Below are 22861 nucleotides of genomic sequence, written 5' to 3'. Positions count from 1 at the left end.
CGGGATCGGCGGCCGGCTGGAGCACCGAGCGGGTTCTTCCGTCCCGATGTGGCTCCCCCGGCGCGCGGCAACCCTGAGGTGGACCTACGTGCCTTCACCACCGCCTCGTTCCCAGGCTCGGTTCGTGTCTATTTCGTCCCCCTAAGCGGACGGATCATGCGTCTTGGCCGCTCTGAGCGCGGCGCACGCGCCTGACCAGGGCGAATATCGCCCCCATGGAGGAGAGCGCGCCGAGGGCGGCCGCCAAGGCGATCGTCCCATAGACCTTGACCCGCGCTTGGTCCCTGCTGACGACCTCGATCCGCCCCGCCGAGCCGCCGCCGAGCGGCCGGGCGGGGTCCTGTGCCTGCGCCCCCGCGGCCGTCTCGGTGTACTTGGCCAGCCGGCCCGCCTCGGCCAGCGCCTTGGCGGCGTTGACCACGCCGAAGCCGGTGCCGGTGTCGTAGCCGCCCGGGGGCCGGTCGGTCGCGCTCGCGGTCATGGCCTGCGCGACCAGCGGCGGCGACATTTCCGGATATTTGGCCTTAATGAGGGCGGCAACTCCGGAGACCAGCGCGGTGGCCTGGGAGGTGCCCCTGCCGACCCAGTACTCGTCGCCGGGGCCCGCGCCCATGATGTCGACGCCGGGTGCGGCCACCAGCACCGAGGAGTTCCAGTTGGAGAACGTCGCCCGGCGCAGCCGCCGGTCCGTCGCGCCCACGGACACGACGCCGGGGAAGGCGGCCGGGTACGAATAGGGGGCGAATCCCGTCTCGTCGGGCTCGCCCGCGCCGTCATTGCCCGCGGCGGCCACCAGCACGACGCCCTTGGAGATCGCGTAGCGTACGGCCGCCCGCTCCTCCTGGGTCGCCAGCTCCTTGGAGATCGACATGTTGATCACGCGCGCCCCCCGATCGACCGCGTAGCGGATGCCCCTGGCCACCACGTTCTCGAAGCGCGCGGCGGTGTTGAACTCCCTGAACCCCGGTTCCTCGTCCTCCAGTATCACCCGGACCGACAGCAGCCGCGCTTTGGGAGCCACGCCGATCACGCCGAGCTTGTTCTGGCGTCCGTGGCCGTGGCCGGCGATCAGCGAGGCCATGTACGTGCCGTGCAGGCGACGCGGCGGCACCCCCGGCGGGTTGGCGCCTTCGGTGAAGTCCCGGCCCACGGTCACGGAGCCGGCCAGGTCGCGGTGGCGGGGATCGACGCCCGAGTCGAGCACGGCCACGGTGACGCCCGCGCCCTTGCTGACCCGCCACGCCTTGTTCAGCTCCAGCGTGCTGATCACCGGCTGCTGGCCGCCGCGCACGTCGTCGGCCAGGGCCGCCTCGGCACCCAGGAGGCCCGGCGCGGACCCGGCGCCCAAAACGCCCGGCGCGGACCCGGCGCCCAAGACGCCCAGCGCGGACCCGGCGCCCAAGACGCCCAGCGCGGACCCCGCGCTGAAGAGCACCACCGCCGCGATGAACACGGCCGCACGGGTCAGCACCGCCACTCCTGGGAGGCGCAGTCGGGCATCCGGGGCGTGCTCAGGTCGGCCAGGACCCGCTCGGAGATCTCACTGGCGAACGCGAAGATGGCCGGCCGCTGCTCGCCGACGGAGCGCGCCGGCCGGCCGTCGACCTGGCCCGCCGTGGTCAGCACGAGGTACGGGCCGGCCTGACGTACGGAGCCGGCCTGGCGTACGGAAGGGGTGAAACGGTTGGAGACCGTGCCTTTGAAGGCCAGCGGCCGCAGGCCGGGCACGGGAGCGCCGGCGGCGGAGAAGGCGGTCTTGGCGTGCGCGGCCTCGAACTCGTCGGGCAGGGCCACGACGCCGATCGTGACGAGCACGCCTTGCAGCGCGTCGATGTAGGTGGCGCGCAGCACCCCCCGGCAGCCCGCCTTGCGCAGGGCTTTGGCGGCTTTCGAGTCGACGGAGCCGGCGCAGGCGAAACCCGGTGAGATGCCGACCCGGCTGGCCCGCTCCTGGCCGCCCTGCTCGGCGGAGTAGGGCAGGCTGGCCGGGAAGATGCGCCCGGTCGCCCAGGTACGCCAGCGTTCGGCGACCTCCCGCTTGGCCGCCGCGTGCAGCTCGGCGGTGCTCGGGCCGCGTGACAGCTCCGAGCCCGCCGCACTGGCCGAGACTCCGGCGGCCACCGCGCAGACCATCGTCAGCACGGAGGCCACCACGAGAGCGGGCCAGGGGCGAGCGTCGTTCACGCCATCGACCTTAATGCGGGCGACCAGCCGCCATCCGCAGAAACCGGACCCTCAGGGAAAGGACCTCGGGGACCGGGCTCAGTAGGAGGGCAGGCTGGGGTCCACGGTCTTGACCCAGCTGAGCACCCCGCCGCCGACGTGCACCGCGTCGGAGAAACCGGCGTTCTTGACGATCGCCAGCGCCTCCGCCGAGCGCGCGCCCGACTTGCAGTGGAGCACGATCCGCTTGTCCTGCGGCAGCTTCTCCAGGGCCGAGCCGTTGAGGAACTCACCCTTGGGGATCAGCGTGGCGCCGGGGATGGAGACGATCTCGTACTCGTTGATCTCGCGGACGTCGACGAGGAAGATCTCGTCGCCGTTGTCCTGCATGGCCTTGAGCTCGCGGGCGGTGATCGTCGAGCCCGTCGCGGCCTCGGCGGCCTCGTCGGAGATCGCGCCGCAGAACGCCTCGTAGTCGTCGAGGAGCTGGGTGACCGTCGGGTTCTTGCCGCAGAGCACGCACTCGGGGTCCTTGCGGACCTTGACGTCGCGGTACTTCATCTCCAGGGCGTCGTAGATCATCAGCCGGCCGACCAGCGGGTCGCCGATGCCGGTGAGCAGCTTGATCGCCTCGTTGACCTGAATGGAGCCGATCGAGGCGCACAGCACGCCCAGCACGCCGCCCTCGGCGCACGACGGCACCATGCCGGGAGGCGGGGGCTCGGGGTAGAGGCAGCGGTAGCAGGGGCCGTGCTCGGCCCAGAACACGCTCGCCTGGCCGTCGAAGCGGTAGATCGAGCCCCAGACGTACGGCTTGCCGAGCAGCACCGCGGCGTCGTTCACCATGTAGCGCGTGGCGAAGTTGTCGGTGCCGTCGACGATGAGGTCGTAGCCGGAGAAGATCTCCATCACGTTGTCGTTGGTCAGCGCCGTGTTGTGGATGATGACGTCGACCAGCGGGTTGATCTCGCGGACCGTGGCCGCGGCGCTCTCGGCCTTCGGCTTGCCCACGTCGGACTGGCCGTGGATGATCTGGCGCTGCAGGTTGGACTCGTCGACGACGTCGAAGTCGATGACGCCCAGCGTGCCCACACCCGCCGCGGCGAGGTACATCAGCGCGGGCGACCCCAGGCCACCGGCGCCCACACAGAGCACCTTGGCGTTCTTCAGCCGCTTCTGCCCGGCCATCCCCACGTCGGGAATGATCAGGTGACGTGAGTAGCGGCGCACTTCGTCGACGGTCAGCTCTGCGGCCGGCTCGACCAGTGGTGGCAACGACACTTTCTACGCTCCCGTTCCAGGGGGACCTATCCCCCTGTGAAACCTAGTTGGCGAGTCGGGCATTCCCCAACCGCGTCTCACCGATCAGACGGCGTGCCTCCGCGGCCACCACACGGGGCGTCTCCATCATCGCCACGTGCCCGGCGCGCGGCAACAGCACCAGTCTGACCTGCCGGAACGTACGGGCTGCCTTGGCGGCCATGGCGGGACGCACCAGCCGGTCGTGCCTGCCGTGGACGATCAGGGTGGGCGCCTCGATGAGGGCGGCCTGACGCCACAGGTTCTCCTCGCCGCGGCGGAAGTACTCGGCCACGATGCCCCGGGCCGAGCCGATCATGGCGGCGGCGGCGTAGGCCAGCGCGTCGCGCCTGCGCTGCTCCTCGACCGCGTCGCGGAGGCGTACCGGATGGACCGCGGCGACATCCGCCCAGACCATGGCGAAGGAGGCCTTGATCCGCTGCTCGGCGGGGATCAGCCGGAGCTTGCCGGCCACCCACTCGCCCAGCCTGGGCAGCGCCGCGGCGGCGACGCGTATCGGGCCGTACCTGGGCCGCAGGTCGGGCAGTGCCGGCGAGATGAGGACGAGCGAGCGGACCAGGTCGGGGCGGGTGGCGGCCACCCTGACGGCGACCGCGCCGCCCAGCGAGTTGCCGAACAGATGCGCGGGACCGGTCTCCTGCAGCAGGCCGATCACCGCGCGGGCGTGCCCGGCGATGGTGTAGTCGCCGTCGGCCGGCTCGGGCGAGAACCCCGCTCCGGGCAGGTCGATGGCGTAGCCGGTGACGAGGTCTTTCAGCTCGTCCATCAGGTCGGTCCAGTTGGTGGCCGCACCGGCCAGGCCGTGGACGAAGACCGCCTTCTCGGCGGCGCCTTCCGGGGTCGCTCGTACGTGCACCGAGCCGAACATGCGTCCTGGCCAGTGCGGGATCGGCGCTGCTGCCATGCGTCCTCCTCGCTCACTCAACGATAGCCGTCCTCGCCCTCCAGCTTACATTTCGGACAAATGCTCCTTTATTAGCATTTATGCGCACGCCATTCACACAGAGGCACGCGGAGCCGCCGCCCCCAAAACGGACAAATCATTTCATTTCATTTCATAAATGCTTAATAAGAGCAATGAGAGAGTTAGCGTATAGCAAAACACAACAAGGGCCGTTTATCCGCTGGGGCGACGGAAATAAATCAGCACGGATGACGCATTAGTCGCCATCCAAGATATTTACCGTTCAGTCCGGTAAATATCTGGAACGGGGCAACCGATCCTTTAGGGGGGAATTCAATGCCCAAGTTCAAGAGTGTCCTCGCAGGGCTCGCGATCAGCACGGCAATGTCCGGTGGCGTCATCGGCCTGGGCGCGCTGACCACCGCATCGTCCGCCAACGCCACGGCCTCCGCCGCCACCGACGCGGGTGTCGTCGCCGGCTGGGGCGGCGGCTGCCACCGGCGCTGTGGCGGCTGGGGCGGCTGGGGCGGCGGCTGGGGCGGCGGCTGGGGCCGTAGGCACCACCGCGGCGGCCACGTCAAGGTCCACATCCACCTGCACAACAGCAACACCAACAACGTCCGCGGCGACTCTGACGCGGACGCGCACGCTCGCAACTTCAACTTCGACCGCGAGGACGAGCGCGAGCGCGCCCTGGCCGAGCGCGCGGTTCAGTAACAACGCAGAGACGGCCCATCCGGGGATAAGCGTCGCCGGATAGGGTCCGAAGAGGTAGCCATGCAACCGGTTCTCCGGTTGAGGTGAGTTCCGGACGCGTGCTGAGTGCCCGTGTTCTCATAAAAGAACACAGGCACTCAGGAAAGTCGCCACAACCACGCGTCCGTACTCGGCGGGAATTCATTCCCATGGCATTGAGGGGAGCGGCGAACCGGAACTCTTCCGATAAAGTCGCTTCTCTCCTGGATGCGTGAACATAAAGGCGCCTTCGGCGGTCAAGCCGAAGGCGCCTTGCCTTTTCCGGGCGCACCGCCCGATCAGGCGGATTTGCGGGCCTTGCGCTTGGGGGCGGCCTTCTCCCCCGCGTCCTTGGACTCCTTGGCGGTCTTCTTGGGCTTGGCGGCCGCGCCGGAACGCTCGCGCTTGGCCGCGTCGACGCTCGCCCGCAACGCGGCCATGAGGTCGACGGCGGGACCCGCCTCCTCCTCGCCCACCGGCGGCGCGACGACCTCCTTGCCCTCCACCTTCGCCTCGATCACCTGCTGCAGTGCCTCGCGGTAGGCGTCGTGGTACTCGGTCGCGTCGAAGTCCGCCTCCATCGTGGTGATGAGCGACTCGGCCATCTTGAGCTCCTGGGCCCGCACTTCGATGTCCTCTTCGAGGAACCCGAAGTCGGGCACGCGGATCTCGTCCGGCCAGTACATGGTCTCCAGCACGAACACCCCGTCACGCACCCTGAGCGTGGCCAGCGACTCCCGCTGCCGCAGTGCCACCTTGACGACCGCGACCTGCCCCGAGCTCTCCAGGGCGTTGCGCAACAGCACGTACGGCTTGGCGCCCTGCGCGTCCGGTTCGAGGTAGTACGACTTGGCGAAGTAGATCGGGTCGATCTGTTCGGCCGGCGCGAACTGGAGGACGTCGATCCTGCGTGACGTGCTGAGCGGCAGGTCCTCGAAGTCCTCGTCCGTCAGCACCACTATCTCGCCGGTGGCCAGCTCATAACCCTTGGCGATGTCGGAGTAGGGGACCTCCTCGCCGTCGAGCGTGCACACGCGCTTGTAGCGGATCCTGCCGCCGTCCTCGCGGTGCACCTGGTGGAAGGTGACGTCCTTCTGGTCGGTCGCCGAATAGAGCTTGACGGGAATCGTGACGAGGCCGAAGGAGATCGCCCCTTTCCAGATGCTGCGCATGGGCACTCCTCAGCTCTAGCGGGCTCGCCATATGGGCACATACCCCCCATGGGGCAACCAATGCCATACCCAATCGAACCAATGCTCGCTGTACCTGGGCAACTACCTCAGGATCGCGAGCGGTATGGCCTGGAGGTCAAATGGGATGGCATCCGCGCCATCCTCCACCGGAACGGGGCCCTGAAGGTGACGGGAAGGCACGGAGCCGACTACACCCGCCGGTATCCCGAAATTTCGGGGTTCGGAGTGAAGAATGCGGTGATCGACGGCGAGGTCGTCGCGCTCGACCCGCGTGGCCGCCCCAGCTTCGTACGACTGCAGCACCGCATGCATCTCACCGACCCGGAAGAGACGATGCTGAAGCTGTACCCGGTCACGTACCTGCCCTTCGACCTGCTCTACCTCGACGGCACCACGCTGCTGGACCTGCCGTACCGCGACCGGCGCAGCCTCCTCGACGAGCTGGACGTCGGCGCCCCGCCGTACTTCCCCGGAGAGTCCGACCTGCTCGCCGCCACCAAGGAGCAGGGGCTCGAAGGCGTGGTCGCCAAGCGGCTCGACGCGCCGTACCGGCCGGGCACACGCTCGCCATGGTGGATCAAGGTGAAGCACCTCAGCACGCGGGAGGTCGTGATCGGCGGCTGGAAACCCGGCAAGGGCCGCAGGTCGGGCGGGGTCGGCTCACTGATCATGGGCGTGTTCACCGAGCACGGCCTGACGTACGTCGGGCACGTCGGCACCGGCTTCACCGAGGACGTGCTCGACCAGCTCGACGCGTTCCTGCGACCGCTGGAGATCCCGCACAGTCCCTTCCAGAACGTCGTCCCGTGGCGCAACCGATGGATTAGACCCGAGCTCGTCGGGGAGGTGGCCTACACGATGTGGACCGACGACCTGCGACTGCGCCACCCCGTGTGGCGTGGGCTGCGCCCGGACAAACTCCCTTCGGAGGTGAGGTTGTGAGCCCCCAGAAGGTGCCGGTGAAGGTCGGCGGACGGCAGCTGACGCTGAGCAACCTGGACAAGGTGCTCTATCCCGAGGCCGGATTCGCCAAGGCCGAGGTGATCGACTACTACAGCCGCGTCGCCCCCGCGCTCCTGCCGCACCTCGAAGGCCGGCCGCTCACCGTCAAGCGCTACCCGAACGGCGTGACCGGCCAGTCCTTCTTCGAGAAGAACGCGCCCGAGCACACCCCGGACTGGATCAGGAGAGTCACGCTGCCGGTGCCGGGCAGCACCAAGAACCGCGAGACCATCGACTTCGCCGTCATCGAGGACCTGCCCGCGCTCGTCTACTACGCCAACCTGGCGGCCCTGGAGCTGCACGTGCCCCAGTGGCGGGTGTCCGCCGACGGCGAGGCGCTGCCGCCCGACACGCTCGTGTTCGACCTCGACCCGGGCGCTCCGGCGACCATCGTGGAGTGCTGCCGGGTGGCCCTCATGCTGCGCGAGGTGCTGCGCGCCGACGGCCTCACCGCCCGGCCGAAGACCAGCGGCAACAAGGGCATGCAGCTGTACGCGGACTGGGACGGCCGCGAGGAGCCCTCGGCGTACGCCAAGAGGCTGGCCCAGATGCTGGAGAAGGCGCACGGCGAGCAGGTGGTCAGCGTGATGGCCAGGAAGGCCCGCCCCGGCAAGGTGTTCATCGACTGGAGCCAGAACAACCCGGCCAAGACCACCGTGGCCCCCTACTCGCTGCGGGCCGGGGAGCGGCCCACGGTCTCGACGCCGCTGCTGTGGAAGGAGGTCGAAGGCTGCGAGCATCCGGAGGACCTGGTGTTCGCGACACACGACGTGCTGGCCAGAGTCGAGGAACTCGGCGACCTTTTCGGTCAGGCGTAGTCTGGTTCCGTCCGCACCTAGAAGGGGACTGCAATGTCGGAGATGGACGTACGTGGGGACGACCGCCCCTTCGACGAGTTGGAAGAACTCCCGGTCGAGGCTCCCGAGGCCGACGCCGCCGAACAGCACCTCCTGATTCGCGGCGCCGGAGGCGGGATGCTCCGGGAGACGCCGCTGGAGGTCGATCCCGCCGACGCTGCCGAGCAGGCCCGCGAGGTGGACCTCGATGATGACGACTATCGCTGATCAGCCGCTGAGCCGCACGTAGGATGTCCGAACAGCCGACTCAGAGACCCATGGAGACCAGCGTGACCGCAACCCCGGACGCCAAGCCCCGGGGCACTCGGCTGCCCCGACTGGCCCGCCGCAGGCAGCTACTCAGCGCCGCGCAGGAAGTGTTCGTGGAGAACGGCTATCACGCGGCCGCCATGGACGAGATCGCTGACCGGGCAGGGGTGAGCAAACCCGTCCTGTACCAGCATTTCCCCGGCAAGCTGGAGCTCTACCTCGCGCTGCTCGACCTGCACGTCGACGACATGGTCAACCGCTGCCGCGAGGCGCTGGCGTCCACGCACGAGAACAAACTCCGCGTGCAGGCCACGTTCAGCGCGTTCTACTCCTTCGTCTCCACCCAGGGCGAGGCGTTCCGGCTCGTCTTCGAGTCGGACCTGCGCAACGTGGCGCCGGTGCGCCAGCGCGTGGAGCGCTCGCTGCAGGAATGCGCGGAAATGGTCAGCGCGGTGATCCAGGAGGACACCGGCTGCACCAGCGACGAGGCGCACCTGCTCGGTGTCGGGTTGGTCGGCATGGCCGAGGTGAGCGCCCGTTACTGGGTGACCACGCACGGCTCCATTCCGAAGGACGCCGCCGAGCAGCTCATGGCCCGGCTGGCCTGGCGCGGCATCAGCGGTTTTCCGCGTACGGCTTAAACCCGTTCGCTGGGCGCGATCAACCGCTCTTCGGGGCCGATCAGCGGCGACGATGGGATGAGCCTGTCCCGTCGAAAGGGAGCATGATGGAAGTCAAGATCGGCGTACGCTCCGTACACCGCGAACTCGTCGTCGAGACCGAACTATCCTCCGAGCAGGTCGAAGAGGAGATCAGAAACGCGCTCGCCGCCGATCGTGGCGTGTTCTCCATCACTGACGCGAAGGGGCGGCGCGTGATCGTGCCGGTCGCGTCGATCGGCTTCATCGAGATCGGCGAGGACGAGTCGAGGCCCGTCGGCTTCGGAGGCACCCTCTAGCGGCTCGAGCGGGGTGCGGCGGCAAGCGCCGTACCCTCGCTTGAGCGGAGCGGTCCAGACACTCAGATGCCCAGGGCGGCCATCCGCTTGCCGTGTTCCTCGGTCAGCTTGGCGAACAACCGGGAGATCTGCGCCTGGTCGTCGGAGGCCGGCTCGACCAGCAGCAGTGCCAGCTCCGGCCGGGCCGCCGCGACCCGCTGCCCCTGGCTGAGCGCCTCGCCGACCAGCCGTCGCGCCCACAGCGCCAGCCGGCCGCTCGCCGTCGGGTCGGCCACCAGCCCGGCCCTGACCCGCTCCACCGCGAACTCCGAGCGGCCCTCGTCCACGAGCACCTCATCGACCAGCTTCGCGATCGACGGGTCGAGGTGCCTGGCCGCCTCCCGGTAGAAGTCGAGTGCGATGCCCACACCTACGTACGCTTTGACCAGTGCCTGCAGCCAGTCGGCCGGGGCCGTCTGGGTGTGCCAGGCCTCCAGCGCCTCGACGAACGGCGACATCGCCTGTTCGGGATCGGCGCCGAGCTCGGTCAGCCGGTCGTGCAAGAGGCGGAAGTGGGCGTATTCGGCCACGGCCAGTTCGCTGAGCGCGACCTGATCGGCCAAGGAAGGGGCGAGGGACGCCGCGTCCTCGGTCATCCGCGCGAAGGCGCTGAGCTCGGCATAAGCCAGCACACCGAGCAGATCGACGACTCCTGGAGACTCGTTCATGGAAGGCAGCGTACTTCGGGAACATTCTGAAACTCGGCCAACGTTGTGGTATCGAGTACACTGCTCTGTGAAAGTGCGACCGCACTGTGTTAATTCGGGGGAATTCCCCGTTAACCCCCCACTCCCGGGTCTGCGGTCGCGATGACGCGAGAGGGCTGGCTCTACCGCGAGGACCCAGGCACGGGGTTTGTTTTCCGCCCGTCGGTCCCGGCAGGCCCGCCTTCATTTGAGACTGAGGCAGGCCACGCTGACGACTTTCCGAGACCTCGGAGTCACACCTGAGATCGCTGATGCCCTCGAGACAGAGGGCATCACCACACCGTTCCCCATCCAAGAGATGGCACTCCCGCTCGCGCTGAGCGGCCAGGACCTGATCGGTCAGGCACGCACAGGCACGGGAAAGACCTACGCGTTCGGCATCGCGATGCTCCAGGGCATCGGCAAACCGCGTAAGAACCGTAAGAAGCCACGCGGGCTGGTCGTCGTGCCCACCCGCGAGCTGGCCGTACAGGTCAGCGAAGACCTGGTCACCGCCGCCGGCAAGCTCGGCTCGCGGGTCCTGACCGTCTACGGAGGCCGGGCGTACGAGCCGCAGGTCGAAGCGCTCAAGGCGGGCGTCGACGTCATCGTCGGCACCCCTGGGCGCCTGCTCGACCTGGTCAAGCAGAAACACCTCGACCTCAGCCAGATCACCTCGCTGGTGCTCGACGAGGCCGACCGCATGCTCGATCTGGGGTTCCTGCCCGACATCGAGCGGATCTTCAAGCTGATCCCCGACGAGCGGCAGACCATGCTGTTCTCGGCGACCATGCCCGGCGAGATCGTCGCGCTGTCGCGCAAGTACCTCAACCGGCCCACGCATGTGCGGGCCGAGCACGAGAACGGCGAGGGCGGCGAGGGCATCCCGCATCCGCAGGTTCGCCAGATCGTCTGGCGCGCCCACCGGATGGACAAGATCGAGATCGTCGCCCGGCTGCTCCAGGCCGAGGGCCGCGGGCTCACCATGGTCTTCTGTGAGACCAAGCGGGCCTGCGACATGGTCGCGGAGCAGTTGGAGACCCGCGGCTTCGCGGTCGCGGCCGTCCACGGCGACCTCGGCCAGGGCCAGCGCGAGCAGGCCCTGCGCGCGTTCCGCAGCGGCAAGATCGACGTGCTGGTCGCCACCGACGTGGCGGCCCGCGGCATCGACATCGACGACGTCACCCACGTGGTCAACTACGACTGCCCCACCGACGACAAGACCTACGTGCACCGCACCGGCCGCACCGGCCGGGCCGGGCGCACGGGCATCGCGGTCACGTTCGTGGAGTGGGAGGAGATGACCCGCTGGAAGATGATCAACCAGATGCTCGGGCTCGACTTCGCCGAACCCGAGGAGACCTACTCCACCTCGCCGCACGTCTTCACCGAGCTCAACATCCCCAAGGGCACCAAGGGCGTCCTGCCGCATGCCAGCCGTTCGCGGGCGGGCCTGTCGGCGGAGCGCATCGAGGATCTCGGCGAGACCGGCAGGACGCGCACCCGCAACGGCGGTCGCCGCCGTGACGAACGCGAGGAGCGTCCGCCGCGCACGCCGCGTCAGCGCCGCCGCACCCGCGGCGGAATGCCCGCAGAAGAGGGCACCGCACCCGTCGAGACGCCGGAGGTCGAGCCCGTGCCCAGTCGCTCCAGCAAGGCGGCCGCCAGAAAGACGGAGGAGACACCAGCCATCATTTCAGCTGACGAGATCGAGGCGGCCACCGAGCCGCGGCGTGGTCGCACTCGCAGGGGGGCCGCATCGGCCGCCATCGAGAACGCCCTCGCCGCCGCCCCGGAGGCCCCGCTCACCGACCGCGAGCCGGTTGTCGAGCAGCAGGCCGAGCAGAAGCCCGTGGCTGAACAGCAGCCCGTGGCCGAGCGCAAGCCGGCAGCCGAGCGGAAGCCCGTCAGGGAGCGCAAGCCCGCCGCCGAGCGCAGGCAGGTCGCCGAGCAGGCTCCCGCAGGGGAGCGGATCATGGAGGAGCAGGTCGTGGAAGAGCGGGTCATGGAACGGGCACCGATCGCCGAGACGAGCTTCTCCACGCCGCCGCCCCCGGTGCGCCAGGACGCGGACCGCATCGTCCCCGCGAGCCCGTTCATGGTGATCTTCCAGTCACCCGACCTGGCCACGGACGACGACGACATCGCCCCGTCGGCGGCCACCGAGCGCAAGCAGGCGCGCCGCCAGCCGCGTGGCGGCGGTAGCAACAACAACGGCGGTGGCAACCGCCGCCGCGTCGGCTAGACACCTGGCAGACGCAGGGACTGAAGGCTGACAAAAGCAGGCGTGCACCGCATCCCGCGGTGCGCGCCTGCCTCGTTTCCACCCCATACCTGGACAACTTTCCGCGAACTCGCACCAGCGTACCGGGTATGCCGGTGTCGAGGCCCTGACCTCTGGGTATTGTTGCCTCACGTGAGTACGCCGCGATTCCTCGACCTGCCTCCTGGCGTTGCACCGCACAAGATCGAAACGGCCCAGGGCACGTTCGCGGCCCTTGAGGCGCTTCCGGTCAGCGGTGTGGTGGAGCGCTGGCCCGCCCTCCTGATCCCCGGGCTGACCGGCAGCAAGGAAGACTTCATCGCGGTCCTGCAGACGCTGGCCCAGTCGGGCCGCCGGGTGGTGGCCGTCGACCTGCGCGGGCAGTATGAGACGCCGGGTCCCGACGACCCCGGCGCCTACACGTGCGCCGCGCTCGGCGCCGACGTCGACCTGCTGGCCCAGTTGCTCACCGGCGGCGGCGACGAGCCGATGCACCTGGTCGGACACTCCTTTGGCGGGCTCGTCGCGCGCGAGGCGGTCATCGACGGCCGGACGAAGTTCGCCTCACTCACCCTGATGAGCTCGGGTCCTTCCGGCATCGTGGGGGCGCGGGCGCGCAACGGCCGGGCCCTCCTGAAGGAGGTCCCGATCCTGGGGCTCGAGCACGTCTGGGCCAGCAAGATGGAGCCCGAGGCGCTGGCCAACGGCGTCCCCGACGAGATCATCGCCTTTCTGCGCAAGCGCCTGCTCGCCAACTCGCCGACCGCCCTGTCGCGGATGGCCGAGCAGACGCTGAGCGCGCCCGACCGTACCGACGAGCTCAGGCAGATCGAGGTGCCCACACTCGTCCTGTACGGCGAGCACGACGACGGCTGGCCGGCCGAGCTGCAGTCGGAGATGGCGGCCAGGCTGGAGGCCGAGTGCGTGGTCCTGCCCGGCGCGGCCCACTCGCCGGCCGTGGAGGCTCCGGAGACCACGGCCGCGGCGCTGATCCGGTTCTGGAACGCCACCGAGAGCCCACACTTGGACACATGGTCCAATGCCGTGTAATTATCTACTTACTATGACGAGTAGCGAAGACATCGTCGTCCAGCCGCCGCACAGCGCGACCTGGCTGGTGCACCTCGACCGCACCATGTGGGTCGGCGGCGTGCGCGGCCTGATGCTCCAGGCGCTGCACCCCATCGCGATGCGCGGCGTCTGGCAGAACTCCAATTTCCAGCAGGACCCGTTCGGCCGGCTGCGCCGCACCGCCGACTTCGTGGGCCGCACGACGTTTGGCAGTCCGGCCGAGGCCGACGAGATCGGCCGACGGGTGCGCGGCATCCACAAGAGCCTGCGCGTCAGCGACCCCGACACCGGCAGGACGCACCGGGTCGACGATCCCGAACTGCTGCTCTGGGTGCACTGCGCGGAGGTCTCGTCCTACCTGGAGGTGGCCAGGCGCGGCGGGCTGGGGCTCACCGAGCGTCAGGCCGACTCCTACCTGCGGGAACAGCGCAGGAGCGCCTCCTACGTCGGCCTGCACCCCGAGGACGTGCCCGGCTCGTGCGCGGAGATGGACGCCTACTTCAAGCAGGTACGCCCCGCCCTGCGCGTCACCGAGGAGGCCGCCTCGACCGTGCGGTTCCTGCTCTGGCCGAGGCTGCCGCAGGAGCTGCGGGCACTCACGCCGGGCAAACCGGCCTACTTCCCGTTCGGCGCGCTGTGCTACTACACGCTGCCGGACTGGGCCAGGCGGATGTACGGCGTGCTGCCGGAGGTGCCGCGGGCCACGGTGACCGCCGGGCTGAAGGCGTTCCGGCTCGCCATGAACTCACTGCCCGAGCCGCTGCACGACCACGCGTTCATGCCGTCGACCAGGGAGATGCTGCGGGCCGCCCGCGAGCGGCTCGGTGCCGCCGGCTACGACACCGGCAAGGGGCTCAGGGGGCTGACCGATCCGCGCCGCTGGCCGAAGGCGCTGGCCGCCTGAAGGTCCACGTGCCGCCGCCGGCCAGCTCGTCGAGGAGATGGTGGTCGGGTGACAGCCCGCAGGCCGGGTCGGTGCGGCCGGCGTCGCCGGTGAGCGCGTACGCCTGGCAGCGGCAGCCGCCGAAGTCGAGCTCCTTGCGCGGGCAGCTCGCGCAGGGCTCGCGCATCCAGCCGGTGCCCCGGTAGGCGTTGAACGCGGGCGAGTGCTCCCAGATCCAGCCGATCGAGTGGTCACGGGCGTTCGGCAGCTCCAGCGGCAGGTCGTAGGCCGCCGGGCAGGGCAGCACCCGGCCGTCGGGCGCGACGGTGATCGAGATCGCGCCCCAGCCGCCCATGCAGGGCTTCGGCACCCCGTCGAAGTAATCGGGGATCACCCAGATCAGCTCGACATCCGTTTTTTCCCGATAATTCTTGACTGTTGCCTCGGCGCGGGCGAGTTGCTCCCTGGTGGGCAGCAGCGCGGTCCTGTTGAGCAGCCCCCACCCGTAGAACTGCGTGTTGGCCAGCTCGATGCGCGCCACGCCCCACGACAGTCCCAGCTCGATGATCTCGCCGACGGCGTCGAGGTTCTCCCGGTGCAGCACCACGTTGAGCCCGAACGGCAGCCCGCTCGCCGCCACGACGGCGGCGGCCCGCTCCTTCCGCGCGAACGAGGCGACTCCGGCGATCCGGTCCGACTCGGCGCCGGTCGCCGACTGGACCGAGAGCTGCACGCTCCGCAGCCCCGCTTCGGCGAGTTCGCCGAGCCGTCGCTCCGTGAGCCCGACGCCGCTGGTGACGAGCTGGGTGTAGACGCCCTCCCCCTCGGCCGCCGCCACGATCGGCGCCAGATCCGGCCTGAGCAGCGGCTCACCGCCGGACAGGTGCGCGTGCACCACGCCGAGCGCCGCCGACTCGGCGAGTATCCGCTGCCATTCGCCGGTGCTCAGCTCGCTCGACCTGGCCGCCAGTTCGACCGGGTTGGAGCAGTACGGGCAGCGCAGCGGGCACGCGTGCGTGAGCTCGGCCAGCATGGCCCAGGGCGCGCTCACCGCAGCCACCCCTCCGCGCGCACCCGGTCGAGGAACTCCACCACATCCGCCTCCGCGCCCTCGGGGAGCTCCGCGACGATGTCGGCCACGGTCCGTTCGCCGTCGCAGAGGCCGACGATGGCCGCCGCCTCCTCGTTCAGCACGACGATCCGCTCGGGCACGATCAGCAGGTCGGTCTGCCGTACCGGATCGTGGCGGAGCATGGCCGCGCGGGACAGTGCCGGGCGCCAGGTCATCGGTAGGCCTTGTCCACCGCGTCGAGCAGCGCCCACAGCACGTCGCACTTGTAGCCGAGGGCCGTGATGGCCCTCTCCTGGTCTGTGCGGGTCTGTGCCCACTCTAGGACTAGGGCGAGGGCTTCGCCGCTGTCCTGGCGGCCCTGAGAGACGCGTACGCGGAAGTAACGCAGCCCCTCGGGGTCGATCCACGGGTAATGCCGCTCGAAGGCGGCGATCCTGGTGCGCATCAGGTCCGGTGCGAACAGCTCCGTCAGCGAGGCGGCCACGGCTTCGAGCGCGGAGCCGTGGCGGCACAGGTTCACGTAGCCGTCGACGGCCAGCCGCACACCCGGCAGCACGCCCTCGCCCGACAGCAGCAGGGCCCGCTCCAGCCCGGCGGCCTCGCCGAGGCGCAGCCACCGCTCGATGCCGCCCTCGCCCGGCGCGGTGCCGTCGTGGTCCTGGATCCGGCGCAGCCACGTCCTGCGCAGTTCGGGCGTCTCCAGCTTGCTGAGGATGAACGCGTCCTTGATCGGGATGTGCCGCTGGTAGTGGAAGCGGTTGAGTATCCAGCCCCGCAGCTCGTCACGGGTCAGCTCGCCGGCGTGCATGCGCTGGTTGAAGGGGTGCAGGTGGTGGTAGCGCTTCTCCGGTACGGCACGCAGCTCGGCCTCGAAGCCGTTCACAGGTCGATCACCATCCCGTCGGCGGCCACCTCGATCCCCAGCTCGGCGAGCACCTTGTGCTGCTCGGCCGCCGGGTCCACGAGGGGGTTGGTGTTGTTGAGGTGGGTGTACAGGCGGCGGCCCGGCAGCCGGGAGAGGCGCTCCATGGTCGCCTCGATCGGCAGGTGGCCCATCTGGGTGGCGGTCTTCTCCGAGATTCCGGTACGACGGGGCTCCTCGTCGTCCCAGAACGTGCCGTCGATGATGGCGCATTCGGCTTCGTCCAGCTCGTCGGGCCACACGCCCATGGCGGGCGCGTAGACCACCGCTCCCCCTATGAGGCGCAGGGCGGACACCCAGTCTGGGGCGTCCGGGGAGCCGGCGTACCGGGGTCGCTTGGCCGATATCGGGATGAGATCGGCGTCGGCCCAGGAGAGCCGCAGGTAGGGGCGGAGGATGTCGGCGAAGGGCCGCAGCGCCTGCCGTACCACCGGGGTGCAGCGGACCTCCAGCTCGTCCGCCTCCCGGAGCCTGAGCAGGCCGATCGTGTGGTCGAGCTCGGCGTCGGTGAGGATGACGCCCTTCAGCGGCGACTCGCGCGGCCCCGGTCCCGGCCGCAGCCACGCGCACGCCTCGATCTGGTCGGCGATGTCGGGCGTGGCGTTGACGACGTAACAACCGTCGTCCAGTTGTACGGCCAGGCTGGCGTGGCGCCTGCGGCGGCCCGGATGAGCGCGTGCCCCGGAGCAGCCAGGGCACGCGCAGTTCCACTGGGGCACGCCGCCACCGGCCGCGGTGCCGAGCACCTGCAGTCGCATGGCGGTGCCCGGTTACCTGGTGGCCAGGAAGTACGCGGTCATCTCCATCGATGCCTCGACGACCTGGTAGTCGGGCTTGTGCCAGGTCGTCTCCTCGCCGCGGGCCCTGACCTTCTTCGCGTGGATCCTGGGTGGTTGCTTGCCCTGCTCCTTCGGCTGGGACATGCGCACCTGCCTTTCAGTAGGGGGTTACACCCGATATGACCGCTCATGGCGCTCGCCGTCAATGGCTTAGATCGGATCTATGCCGGGAAATTTCGCCTTAAAGCCGGGTCTTAATGGTTTTGACGGGATTCTTCATCCGATGTCTCGACGGGGATGACCAATCCGGCGAGCAGGATGAGTGTCGAGGCCGTGACCATGACCCAGCCGCTGGGGCCCATGCCCGCGGGGTCGAACAGCACGCCGGTGATCGAGGCCGCCGTGGCGGCTCCGATGTAGCGCGACGCCTGGAAGAGGCCCACGGCCATGCCGGTCTCGTTCCGGTCGGCGTGTACGAACACCAGCGAGTTCAGGCCGAACTGGCTGAACGCGGACGCCAGACCGATCAACGACGTGGTCACCAGCACCAGACCGATGGGCCCGGCCCAGAACATCGCGCACGACCCGGCCAGCAGCAGCGCCGCGCTCGCCAGCAGCACGGCCCGCAGCCCCGCCCGCGCGGCCAGCGCCACCGCCACGGGCGTCATGACGATCGCCGACACGGCCATGGGCAGCACCAGCAGCCCCGCGAGATGTGGCGGCAGCCCGCCCGAGCGCTGCGCCCAGAGCGGCACCATGATGAACGCCAGATAGAACACCACATTGACCAGCGCGAACAGCCCATAGGTGGCCAGCAGCGCGGGCCGCGGCCTGGGCAACCACGCCCGCCGCCGCCGAACCGGAGCCACCTTGGGCAGCCAGCGCAACGCCGGAATGAGCGCCACAGCCGCGAGCGGGACGTTGACCAGGAAGATGGCCCGCCACCCCCATAAGCTGACCAGGAACCCCGCCAGCACCGGCCCCGCGGCCGCGCTGGCCGTGAGCACCATCGAGATCATCGCGATGACGCGGGGCGGCGGCCGCCCCTGCTCCGCCGTCGCCGTGATGATCGCCATCCCGGCCGGGAGCGTCGCGCAGCTCCCGAACGCCTGCAGCAGCCGGGCCGCCACCAGGACGGGATAGGAGGGGGCCACGGCGGCGAGGGCACCGGTCAGTCCCACCATGATCAGCCCGACGCAGAACACCCGCCGGGGACCGAACCTGTCGGCCAGCGCGCCCATGACCGGCGGCACGGCGACGGCGGTCAGGTAGAAGCCCGCGGCCAGCCAGGTGACGGCGACGACGCCGACGTGGAACTCGGTCTCGATGCGGGCCAGGGCTATGGCGATCATGGAGGAGTTCAGTGGGTTGAACAACGCACCGAGCGCCACCGCCACCGGCAAGCGCCCCACCCGACCCACAACCCGACCATAACCGGATATGTCCAACCATGGTCATGGTCGGGTTGCCGTCGTTATTCGGCCAGGCCGTCCCAGGGGCGGCGCTCGGGGGCGGCGGCCATGCCTTCGGGGCAGTGCCGCCGGAAGTCGCACCAGCCGCAGATCGGGCCGGGGTTGGGGGCGAACACCGCGTCCAGCTCGGACGACACGGCCGGGGGCCCGACGTGCGGGCGCTCCCCAGCAGAACCACCGGGCCCACCAGAGCCGCCGGTCGCCGGGCCGCCGCTTCCGGTCGTGCCGAGGGCCGGGGCGGACGTCGTACTGGATGTCCGGCTGCTCGCCGCGCCGGAGGAGCGGGCGCGTACGGGGCCCGGTGCGCCCATCACCTCGCGGTAGCGTTCGTCGGCGGTGGCGGCCTCGACCCCGACCTCCTCCGCGCGTCCCAGATGGCGCGCGAGGGACTCATCGGTGTGGCGCCACTCGATGATCTCGCCGGTCGGCAGGTGGTGCAGCTCGACCGCGTGGCACGGCGTACGCATCATCCTGGAGGCCGCGATCGCGTAGATGGCCAGCGCGAGCGAGGACCGCGCGTCGTCCTGGGTGAGGGGCCGGCGCCCGGTCTTGTAGTCGACCACCACCAGCTCGTCACCCCGCCGGTCGAGCCGGTCGATGCGGCCGGACACCGCGATGATCTTGGTGCGCGTGGCCACCGTACGTTCGACGCCGACCGGATCATCCGACGGATCCAGTGTGCCGACATATCCGGACACGAGGTCGCGGGCGCGCCCGAGCCACTGCGCCGACTGGTCCGCGTCCCTGAACCCCTCGGTGATCCACCCGTTGGTCAGCAGGATGGCCGCCGTCAGCGGTGTCCGCCGTTCGTACGGCTCACGCCACCAGGCCGCCAGCGCGTTGTGCACGCTGGCCCCGACGCTGTTGTGCGCCCACCCCGGCCCCTTGGACGGCTGCGGCCGGTCCAGGTAGGTGAACCGGTAGCGGCGGCGGCAGTCGAGCCAGGCGTTCAGCCGCGACGGCGTGCACGAATAGAGCCGTCGCGGCATCCCTTCCAGCGGAAGCTGGTCATACACTCCGGCCGTCACCCGGATCGAGCCTGATCCCGGCGGCCTTGGTGCCGTCGGTGAGCGGGCCCTCGTCCGTGTCGGCCGACTCGCTGTGCTGCCAGTCGCCGAAGTGCGGCTCCAGGTCGCCGATCGTCACCTCGTCGCCGTGGGCGGCCAGCACCCGCGTCTCGGCGGGCAGCGTGAACAGCCGCGCGCCGATCGCGTTGAGCTGGTAGTTGAGGTCGGGGTATTCGCCACCGATCTTGCCGGGCCCGTCGGCCTGCAGCGTCTCACCGGTGAACACCACCCCGAGACCCTCGCAGTAGAGCGAGACCCCGCCGGGCGAGACGCCGGGCGTCTCCATGACATCGAGCCGCACGTCGGCCACGGCGAAGATGCCGTCGTCCTCCATGTCGATGTCGGGCCAGGTCTCGGTCCAGGTCTCCCGCCAGAGCGGCTTGTCCTTGGGGTGGAGGGCGATCACCGCCTCGTCCCTGCTGGCCACCTCGATGGCGGCGCCGACATGGTCGGGCAGACCGTGGGTGCAGATCACGGCGAGCACCTCTCGCTCGCCGACCTTCTCCAGGATCTTGTCGGCGTCACGCGCCGGGTCGATCACAATCACCTCTTCGTCGTCGCCGACGATCCAGATGTTGTTCTCGACCTTGTGCTCGGTGCCGTCGACGTCGACGACACCCTCGCTCACCACTCGCTCGATACGCGCTGTCACGTCTCCGAACTCTAGTCCGTCTGAGTGACGACGCGAATCGCGTTGGCGGTGACTCGTCCGGTGCCGGGCTCGTACCTACTGTTCCAGCCTCGGGGAGAAGGCGCCGAAAGGCAGGTCGAGCTCGAGATCGCGCAGGTCGTGGAGGCTCAGTTCGGCCAGCGCGATGAGGCATCCGGCCTCGGCGGGCCAGGCGATCGTCCACAGCCAGTTGCCCCTCGCCTCGCCGGCGTAGACGGCCCGGTCGGCTCCCGCGCTCACGCACCACAGCGCCGCCGGGTGCCCGAGCACCTCGATCTTCGCGTTCGGCGGCCCGGAGTCGAACCCCTCTCCGGGATCGGGCCCGCCCAGTCCGGCGAACGCGGCGCCCAGCCCGACGCCGGGTTCCTCGGCGATGATCAGCAGGTCGGCGGGCCCCTGGGTCAGCGAAGGCCCGCTGAGAGCGACCACGCTGGCCCGGCCCCCGGTACGTTCGTCGCCCGCTTCCGCGAAGCCGGTGACGAGCCAGCCGGGCGGCAACGGCCATGGCAGCCACACGGGCACCATCGAACTCTTCCGCAGCACCTCGACCGCCCTGTCGGACGGCGGCCAGGGCGGCTGGTAGGGCAGGACATCACCGTGCGCATCGCATCGCCACGCACTCGACCAGGCACTCGGCCCGTGAAGCGGGCCAAAACACCGTGGGCAGGTTGGAACCGCTCTCACAGCTACTCACGCTGCGTCCTCGGGTACCGCCACGTCAAGGCCGCATCCTGTGTCTGGTCGTAATCTTGACTCTGTGCGCGTAAATTGCGTGGGCGCGATCATCGTCGACGCCTCGGACCGGCTCCTGCTGATCAAGCGCGGTCACCCGCCGGGCGCGGGCCTGTGGTCGATCCCGGGCGGCCGGGTGGAGCCCGCCGAGACGGACGCCGACGCCCTGCGACGCGAGATCCTGGAGGAGACCGGCCTGCTCGTCACGGTCGGCCCCCTCGTGGGCACCGTGGACCGCCCCGGGCCGGACGGCGTGACGTACGCGATCCGCGACTACCGCGCCACCGTCACCGACGGCACGCTCACCGCGGGCGACGACGCCGCCGACGCCCGCTGGTGTTCCCGGGAGGACCTGGCACGGCTCGTCCTCACGGACGGCCTGATGGAGGCGCTGACCGCATGGGACGCGCTACCGGCATGACGCCCGCCTGAGGCCCGCCCCAGACCCGCCTCAGGAGCGCAGGTCCGCACGATGGTCGCCGCCCCGGAGGCTCAGCAGTGCCACGGCGCTGACGACACAGGCCGCCACCACGTAATAGGCGGGGATGTCGACGTCCTTGGTCGTCTTGATCAGCTCGGTGATGATCAGACCCGCCGACCCGGAGAACACCGCGTTCGACAGCGAGTACGCCAGCCCCAGGCCCGTGTAGCGGACCGTGGTCGGGAACATCTCCGCCAGCATCGCCGGCCCCGGCCCCGCCATCAGACCGACCGCGACCCCGGCCACCAGCACGGCCAGTCCCTTGGCCCAGCTCGGGGCGCCGGGGTCCTGGAGCAGGTTCAGCAGGGGGAAGGCGAGCACGATGACCGAGATCGCCCCCGCCAGCATGACCGGCCGCCTGCCGATCCGGTCGCTCAGCACGCCCGCCGGGATGATCGCCAGCGCGAACCCCAGGTTGGCCAGCACCGTGGCGATCAGCGCCTGCTGGAAGGTGGCGTTCAGCGTGGTCTGGAGGTAGGAGGGCATGACGACCAGGAAGGTGTACCCGGCGGCCGACCAGCCCATGAGCCGCCCGATGCCGAGCACGATCGCCTTGGTCATCTCACCGGCGGTCGGCTTCGTGAGCGGTCCCGCCGTACTCACCCGCTGGAACGACGGCGTCTCCTCCAGCCGCAGCCGCAGCCAGAGCGCCGCGAGGCCGAGCGGCAGGGCCAGCAGGAACGGCACCCGCCATCCCCAGTCGGCCAGGTCCTGCTGCGGCAGCGCGGTCGCGAGCACGGCCGCCGCGCCCGCTCCCCCGAGCAGCCCCAGCGCCACGGTGAACGACTGCCACGACCCGTACAACCCGCGCCTGCCGCGCGGCGCGAACTCCGTCATGACCGAAACCGCCCCGCCGAACTCCCCTCCGGCCGACAGCCCCTGCACGATCCGGACGAGCGTCAGCAGCCACGGAGCCGCCGCGCCCAGAGTGGCGTACGTCGGGAGCACCCCGATCAGTGCAGTGGCGCCCGACATGAGCAGGACCACCAGGATGAGCAGGGGTTTGCGGCCGATCCGGTCGCCGAGCCTGCCGAAGAGCGCGGCACCGAGCGGCCGGAAGAAGAACGCCAGGGCGAACGAGGCGTAGGTCTTGACCAGCGCTTCCGCGTCGCTCGCGCCTGCGGGGGTGAAGAAGTTGGCGGCGATGATGGTGGCGAAATAGCCGTAGACGCCGAACTCGTACCACTCGATGAAGTTGCCGATCGAACCGGCGATCAGGGCCCGGCGGGAGCGGGCGGGGTCGATGTGCTGGGGGTCACGGGCCGTCGCCGTCATCTGGTGCCCTTTCGGCTATCCGGAATGACGACAAGCTTCATAGATGTCAAGAAGTGTGTCAATTACCT

The 22861-nt window shown here is 69.8% G+C and carries 26 protein-coding genes; 10 read left to right on the top strand and 16 right to left on the bottom strand.

The annotated features are described in order from the left end of the window. Window positions 1-154: 154 nt before the first annotated feature. The 4 genes from KLK06_RS34655 to KLK06_RS34640 all read right to left on the bottom strand — a co-directional run bounded on the left by KLK06_RS34655 (window position 155) and on the right by KLK06_RS34640 (window position 4387). Entirely contained in the window at window positions 155-1471 is a 1317-nt protein-coding gene (locus KLK06_RS34655; protein WP_308168580.1) for a S8 family serine peptidase, read from the bottom strand. Next, window positions 1465-2184: a hypothetical protein gene (locus KLK06_RS34650; protein ID WP_308168579.1), complete on the bottom strand. Its 720-nt coding sequence runs from the start codon at window positions 2182-2184 to the stop codon at window positions 1465-1467. The genes KLK06_RS34655 and KLK06_RS34650 overlap by 7 nt, the downstream gene beginning before the upstream one ends. Window positions 2185-2262: 78 nt before the next feature. Further along, entirely contained in the window at window positions 2263-3444 is a 1182-nt protein-coding gene (gene moeZ, locus KLK06_RS34645; RefSeq protein ID WP_214639799.1) for an adenylyltransferase/sulfurtransferase MoeZ, read from the bottom strand. A 43-nt stretch (window positions 3445-3487) separates the two neighbouring features. Then, window positions 3488-4387, bottom strand: coding sequence for an alpha/beta fold hydrolase (locus KLK06_RS34640; protein WP_214639798.1), 900 nt, complete (start codon window positions 4385-4387; stop codon window positions 3488-3490). Window positions 4388-4723: 336 nt separating this feature from the next. On the opposite strand from KLK06_RS34640, the gene KLK06_RS34635 reads away from it, so the two are divergent. Then, entirely contained in the window at window positions 4724-5104 is a 381-nt protein-coding gene (locus KLK06_RS34635) for a hypothetical protein (RefSeq protein ID WP_214639797.1), read from the top strand. A gap of 317 nt (window positions 5105-5421) precedes the next feature. Here KLK06_RS34635 and KLK06_RS34630 read toward each other — a convergent pair whose 3' ends face one another. Then, complete coding sequence (locus KLK06_RS34630) at window positions 5422-6294, bottom strand: Ku protein (protein WP_214639796.1); 873 nt, start codon at window positions 6292-6294, stop codon at window positions 5422-5424. Between the two features lie 81 nt (window positions 6295-6375). Here KLK06_RS34630 and ligD (KLK06_RS34625) point away from each other — a divergent pair, with 81 nt between their 5' ends. The 5 genes from ligD (KLK06_RS34625) to KLK06_RS34605 all read left to right on the top strand — a co-directional run bounded on the left by ligD (KLK06_RS34625) (window position 6376) and on the right by KLK06_RS34605 (window position 9381). Beyond that, window positions 6376-7257, top strand: coding sequence for a non-homologous end-joining DNA ligase (ligD, locus tag KLK06_RS34625; RefSeq protein WP_250906427.1), 882 nt, complete (start codon window positions 6376-6378; stop codon window positions 7255-7257). Further along, the gene (gene ligD / locus KLK06_RS34620) at window positions 7254-8135 is read left to right on the top strand and encodes a non-homologous end-joining DNA ligase (protein ID WP_308168578.1); all 882 of its coding nucleotides are present in this window, start codon (window positions 7254-7256) and stop codon (window positions 8133-8135) included. Before ligD (KLK06_RS34625) ends, ligD (KLK06_RS34620) begins: the two co-directional genes overlap by 4 nt. A gap of 33 nt (window positions 8136-8168) precedes the next feature. After that, a complete protein-coding gene (locus KLK06_RS34615) occupies window positions 8169-8381 on the top strand; it encodes a hypothetical protein (RefSeq protein WP_250906426.1) in 213 nt (70 codons plus the stop codon). 62 nt (window positions 8382-8443) lie between these two features. Next, window positions 8444-9064, top strand: coding sequence for a TetR/AcrR family transcriptional regulator (locus tag KLK06_RS34610; protein WP_214639794.1), 621 nt, complete (start codon window positions 8444-8446; stop codon window positions 9062-9064). Window positions 9065-9147: 83 nt separating this feature from the next. After that, a complete protein-coding gene (locus KLK06_RS34605; RefSeq protein WP_250906424.1) occupies window positions 9148-9381 on the top strand; it encodes a DUF3107 domain-containing protein in 234 nt (77 codons plus the stop codon). Window positions 9382-9443: 62 nt separating this feature from the next. Here KLK06_RS34605 and KLK06_RS34600 read toward each other — a convergent pair whose 3' ends face one another. Then, on the bottom strand, window positions 9444-10088 hold the full coding sequence (locus KLK06_RS34600; RefSeq protein ID WP_214639793.1) for a ferritin-like fold-containing protein: 645 nt from the start codon (window positions 10086-10088) through the stop codon (window positions 9444-9446). 337 nt (window positions 10089-10425) lie between these two features. On the opposite strand from KLK06_RS34600, the gene KLK06_RS34595 reads away from it, so the two are divergent. From KLK06_RS34595 to KLK06_RS34585, 3 genes are all read left to right on the top strand, one after another. Next, on the top strand, window positions 10426-12351 hold the full coding sequence (locus KLK06_RS34595; protein ID WP_214639792.1) for a DEAD/DEAH box helicase: 1926 nt from the start codon (window positions 10426-10428) through the stop codon (window positions 12349-12351). A gap of 171 nt (window positions 12352-12522) precedes the next feature. Further along, on the top strand, window positions 12523-13419 hold the full coding sequence (locus tag KLK06_RS34590) for an alpha/beta fold hydrolase (RefSeq protein WP_214639791.1): 897 nt from the start codon (window positions 12523-12525) through the stop codon (window positions 13417-13419). A gap of 13 nt (window positions 13420-13432) precedes the next feature. After that, window positions 13433-14344 carry an oxygenase MpaB family protein gene (locus tag KLK06_RS34585; protein WP_214639790.1) on the top strand — a complete coding sequence of 304 codons (912 nt, stop codon included), beginning with the start codon at window positions 13433-13435 and terminating at the stop codon, window positions 14342-14344. Here KLK06_RS34585 and pqqE read toward each other — a convergent pair. From pqqE to KLK06_RS34540, 9 genes are all read right to left on the bottom strand, one after another. Beyond that, window positions 14295-15374: a pyrroloquinoline quinone biosynthesis protein PqqE gene (pqqE, locus tag KLK06_RS34580; protein WP_214639789.1), complete on the bottom strand. Its 1080-nt coding sequence runs from the start codon at window positions 15372-15374 to the stop codon at window positions 14295-14297. The genes KLK06_RS34585 and pqqE overlap by 50 nt on opposite strands. Beyond that, the gene (gene pqqD, locus KLK06_RS34575; RefSeq protein WP_214639788.1) at window positions 15371-15610 is read right to left on the bottom strand and encodes a pyrroloquinoline quinone biosynthesis peptide chaperone PqqD; all 240 of its coding nucleotides are present in this window, start codon (window positions 15608-15610) and stop codon (window positions 15371-15373) included. The genes pqqE and pqqD overlap by 4 nt, the downstream gene beginning before the upstream one ends. After that, entirely contained in the window at window positions 15607-16278 is a 672-nt protein-coding gene (pqqC, locus tag KLK06_RS34570) for a pyrroloquinoline-quinone synthase PqqC (protein WP_214639787.1), read from the bottom strand. Before pqqC ends, pqqD begins: the two co-directional genes overlap by 4 nt. Further along, entirely contained in the window at window positions 16275-17075 is an 801-nt protein-coding gene (pqqB, locus tag KLK06_RS34565) for a pyrroloquinoline quinone biosynthesis protein PqqB (RefSeq protein ID WP_214639786.1), read from the bottom strand. Before pqqB ends, pqqC begins: the two co-directional genes overlap by 4 nt. Before the next feature lie 12 nt (window positions 17076-17087). Next, window positions 17088-17240, bottom strand: a complete 153-nt coding sequence (gene pqqA / locus KLK06_RS34560; RefSeq protein ID WP_214639785.1) for a pyrroloquinoline quinone precursor peptide PqqA — start codon at window positions 17238-17240, stop codon at window positions 17088-17090. Window positions 17241-17350: 110 nt separating this feature from the next. After that, the gene (locus tag KLK06_RS34555; RefSeq protein WP_214639784.1) at window positions 17351-18517 is read right to left on the bottom strand and encodes an MFS transporter; all 1167 of its coding nucleotides are present in this window, start codon (window positions 18515-18517) and stop codon (window positions 17351-17353) included. Window positions 18518-18570: 53 nt separating this feature from the next. After that, entirely contained in the window at window positions 18571-19557 is a 987-nt protein-coding gene (locus KLK06_RS34550) for a PD-(D/E)XK nuclease family protein (RefSeq protein WP_214639783.1), read from the bottom strand. Between the two features lie 19 nt (window positions 19558-19576). Continuing rightward, window positions 19577-20287: an MBL fold metallo-hydrolase gene (locus tag KLK06_RS34545; RefSeq protein WP_214639782.1), complete on the bottom strand. Its 711-nt coding sequence runs from the start codon at window positions 20285-20287 to the stop codon at window positions 19577-19579. Between the two features lie 75 nt (window positions 20288-20362). After that, window positions 20363-20989, bottom strand: coding sequence for a DUF6758 family protein (locus KLK06_RS34540; protein WP_214639781.1), 627 nt, complete (start codon window positions 20987-20989; stop codon window positions 20363-20365). A gap of 73 nt (window positions 20990-21062) precedes the next feature. On the opposite strand from KLK06_RS34540, the gene KLK06_RS34535 reads away from it, so the two are divergent. Further along, the gene (locus KLK06_RS34535) at window positions 21063-21458 is read left to right on the top strand and encodes an NUDIX hydrolase (RefSeq protein ID WP_214639780.1); all 396 of its coding nucleotides are present in this window, start codon (window positions 21063-21065) and stop codon (window positions 21456-21458) included. 30 nt (window positions 21459-21488) lie between these two features. Here KLK06_RS34535 and KLK06_RS34530 read toward each other — a convergent pair whose 3' ends face one another. Next, window positions 21489-22793 carry an MFS transporter gene (locus KLK06_RS34530; RefSeq protein ID WP_214639779.1) on the bottom strand — a complete coding sequence of 435 codons (1305 nt, stop codon included), beginning with the start codon at window positions 22791-22793 and terminating at the stop codon, window positions 21489-21491. Between the last annotated feature and the right edge of the window lie 68 nt (window positions 22794-22861).

Source organism: Nonomuraea sp. NEAU-A123 (assembly GCF_018603905.1).
In the GTDB taxonomy this organism is placed as follows: domain Bacteria; phylum Actinomycetota; class Actinomycetes; order Streptosporangiales; family Streptosporangiaceae; genus Nonomuraea.
This window is presented reverse-complemented; position numbering and strand designations above follow the sequence as displayed.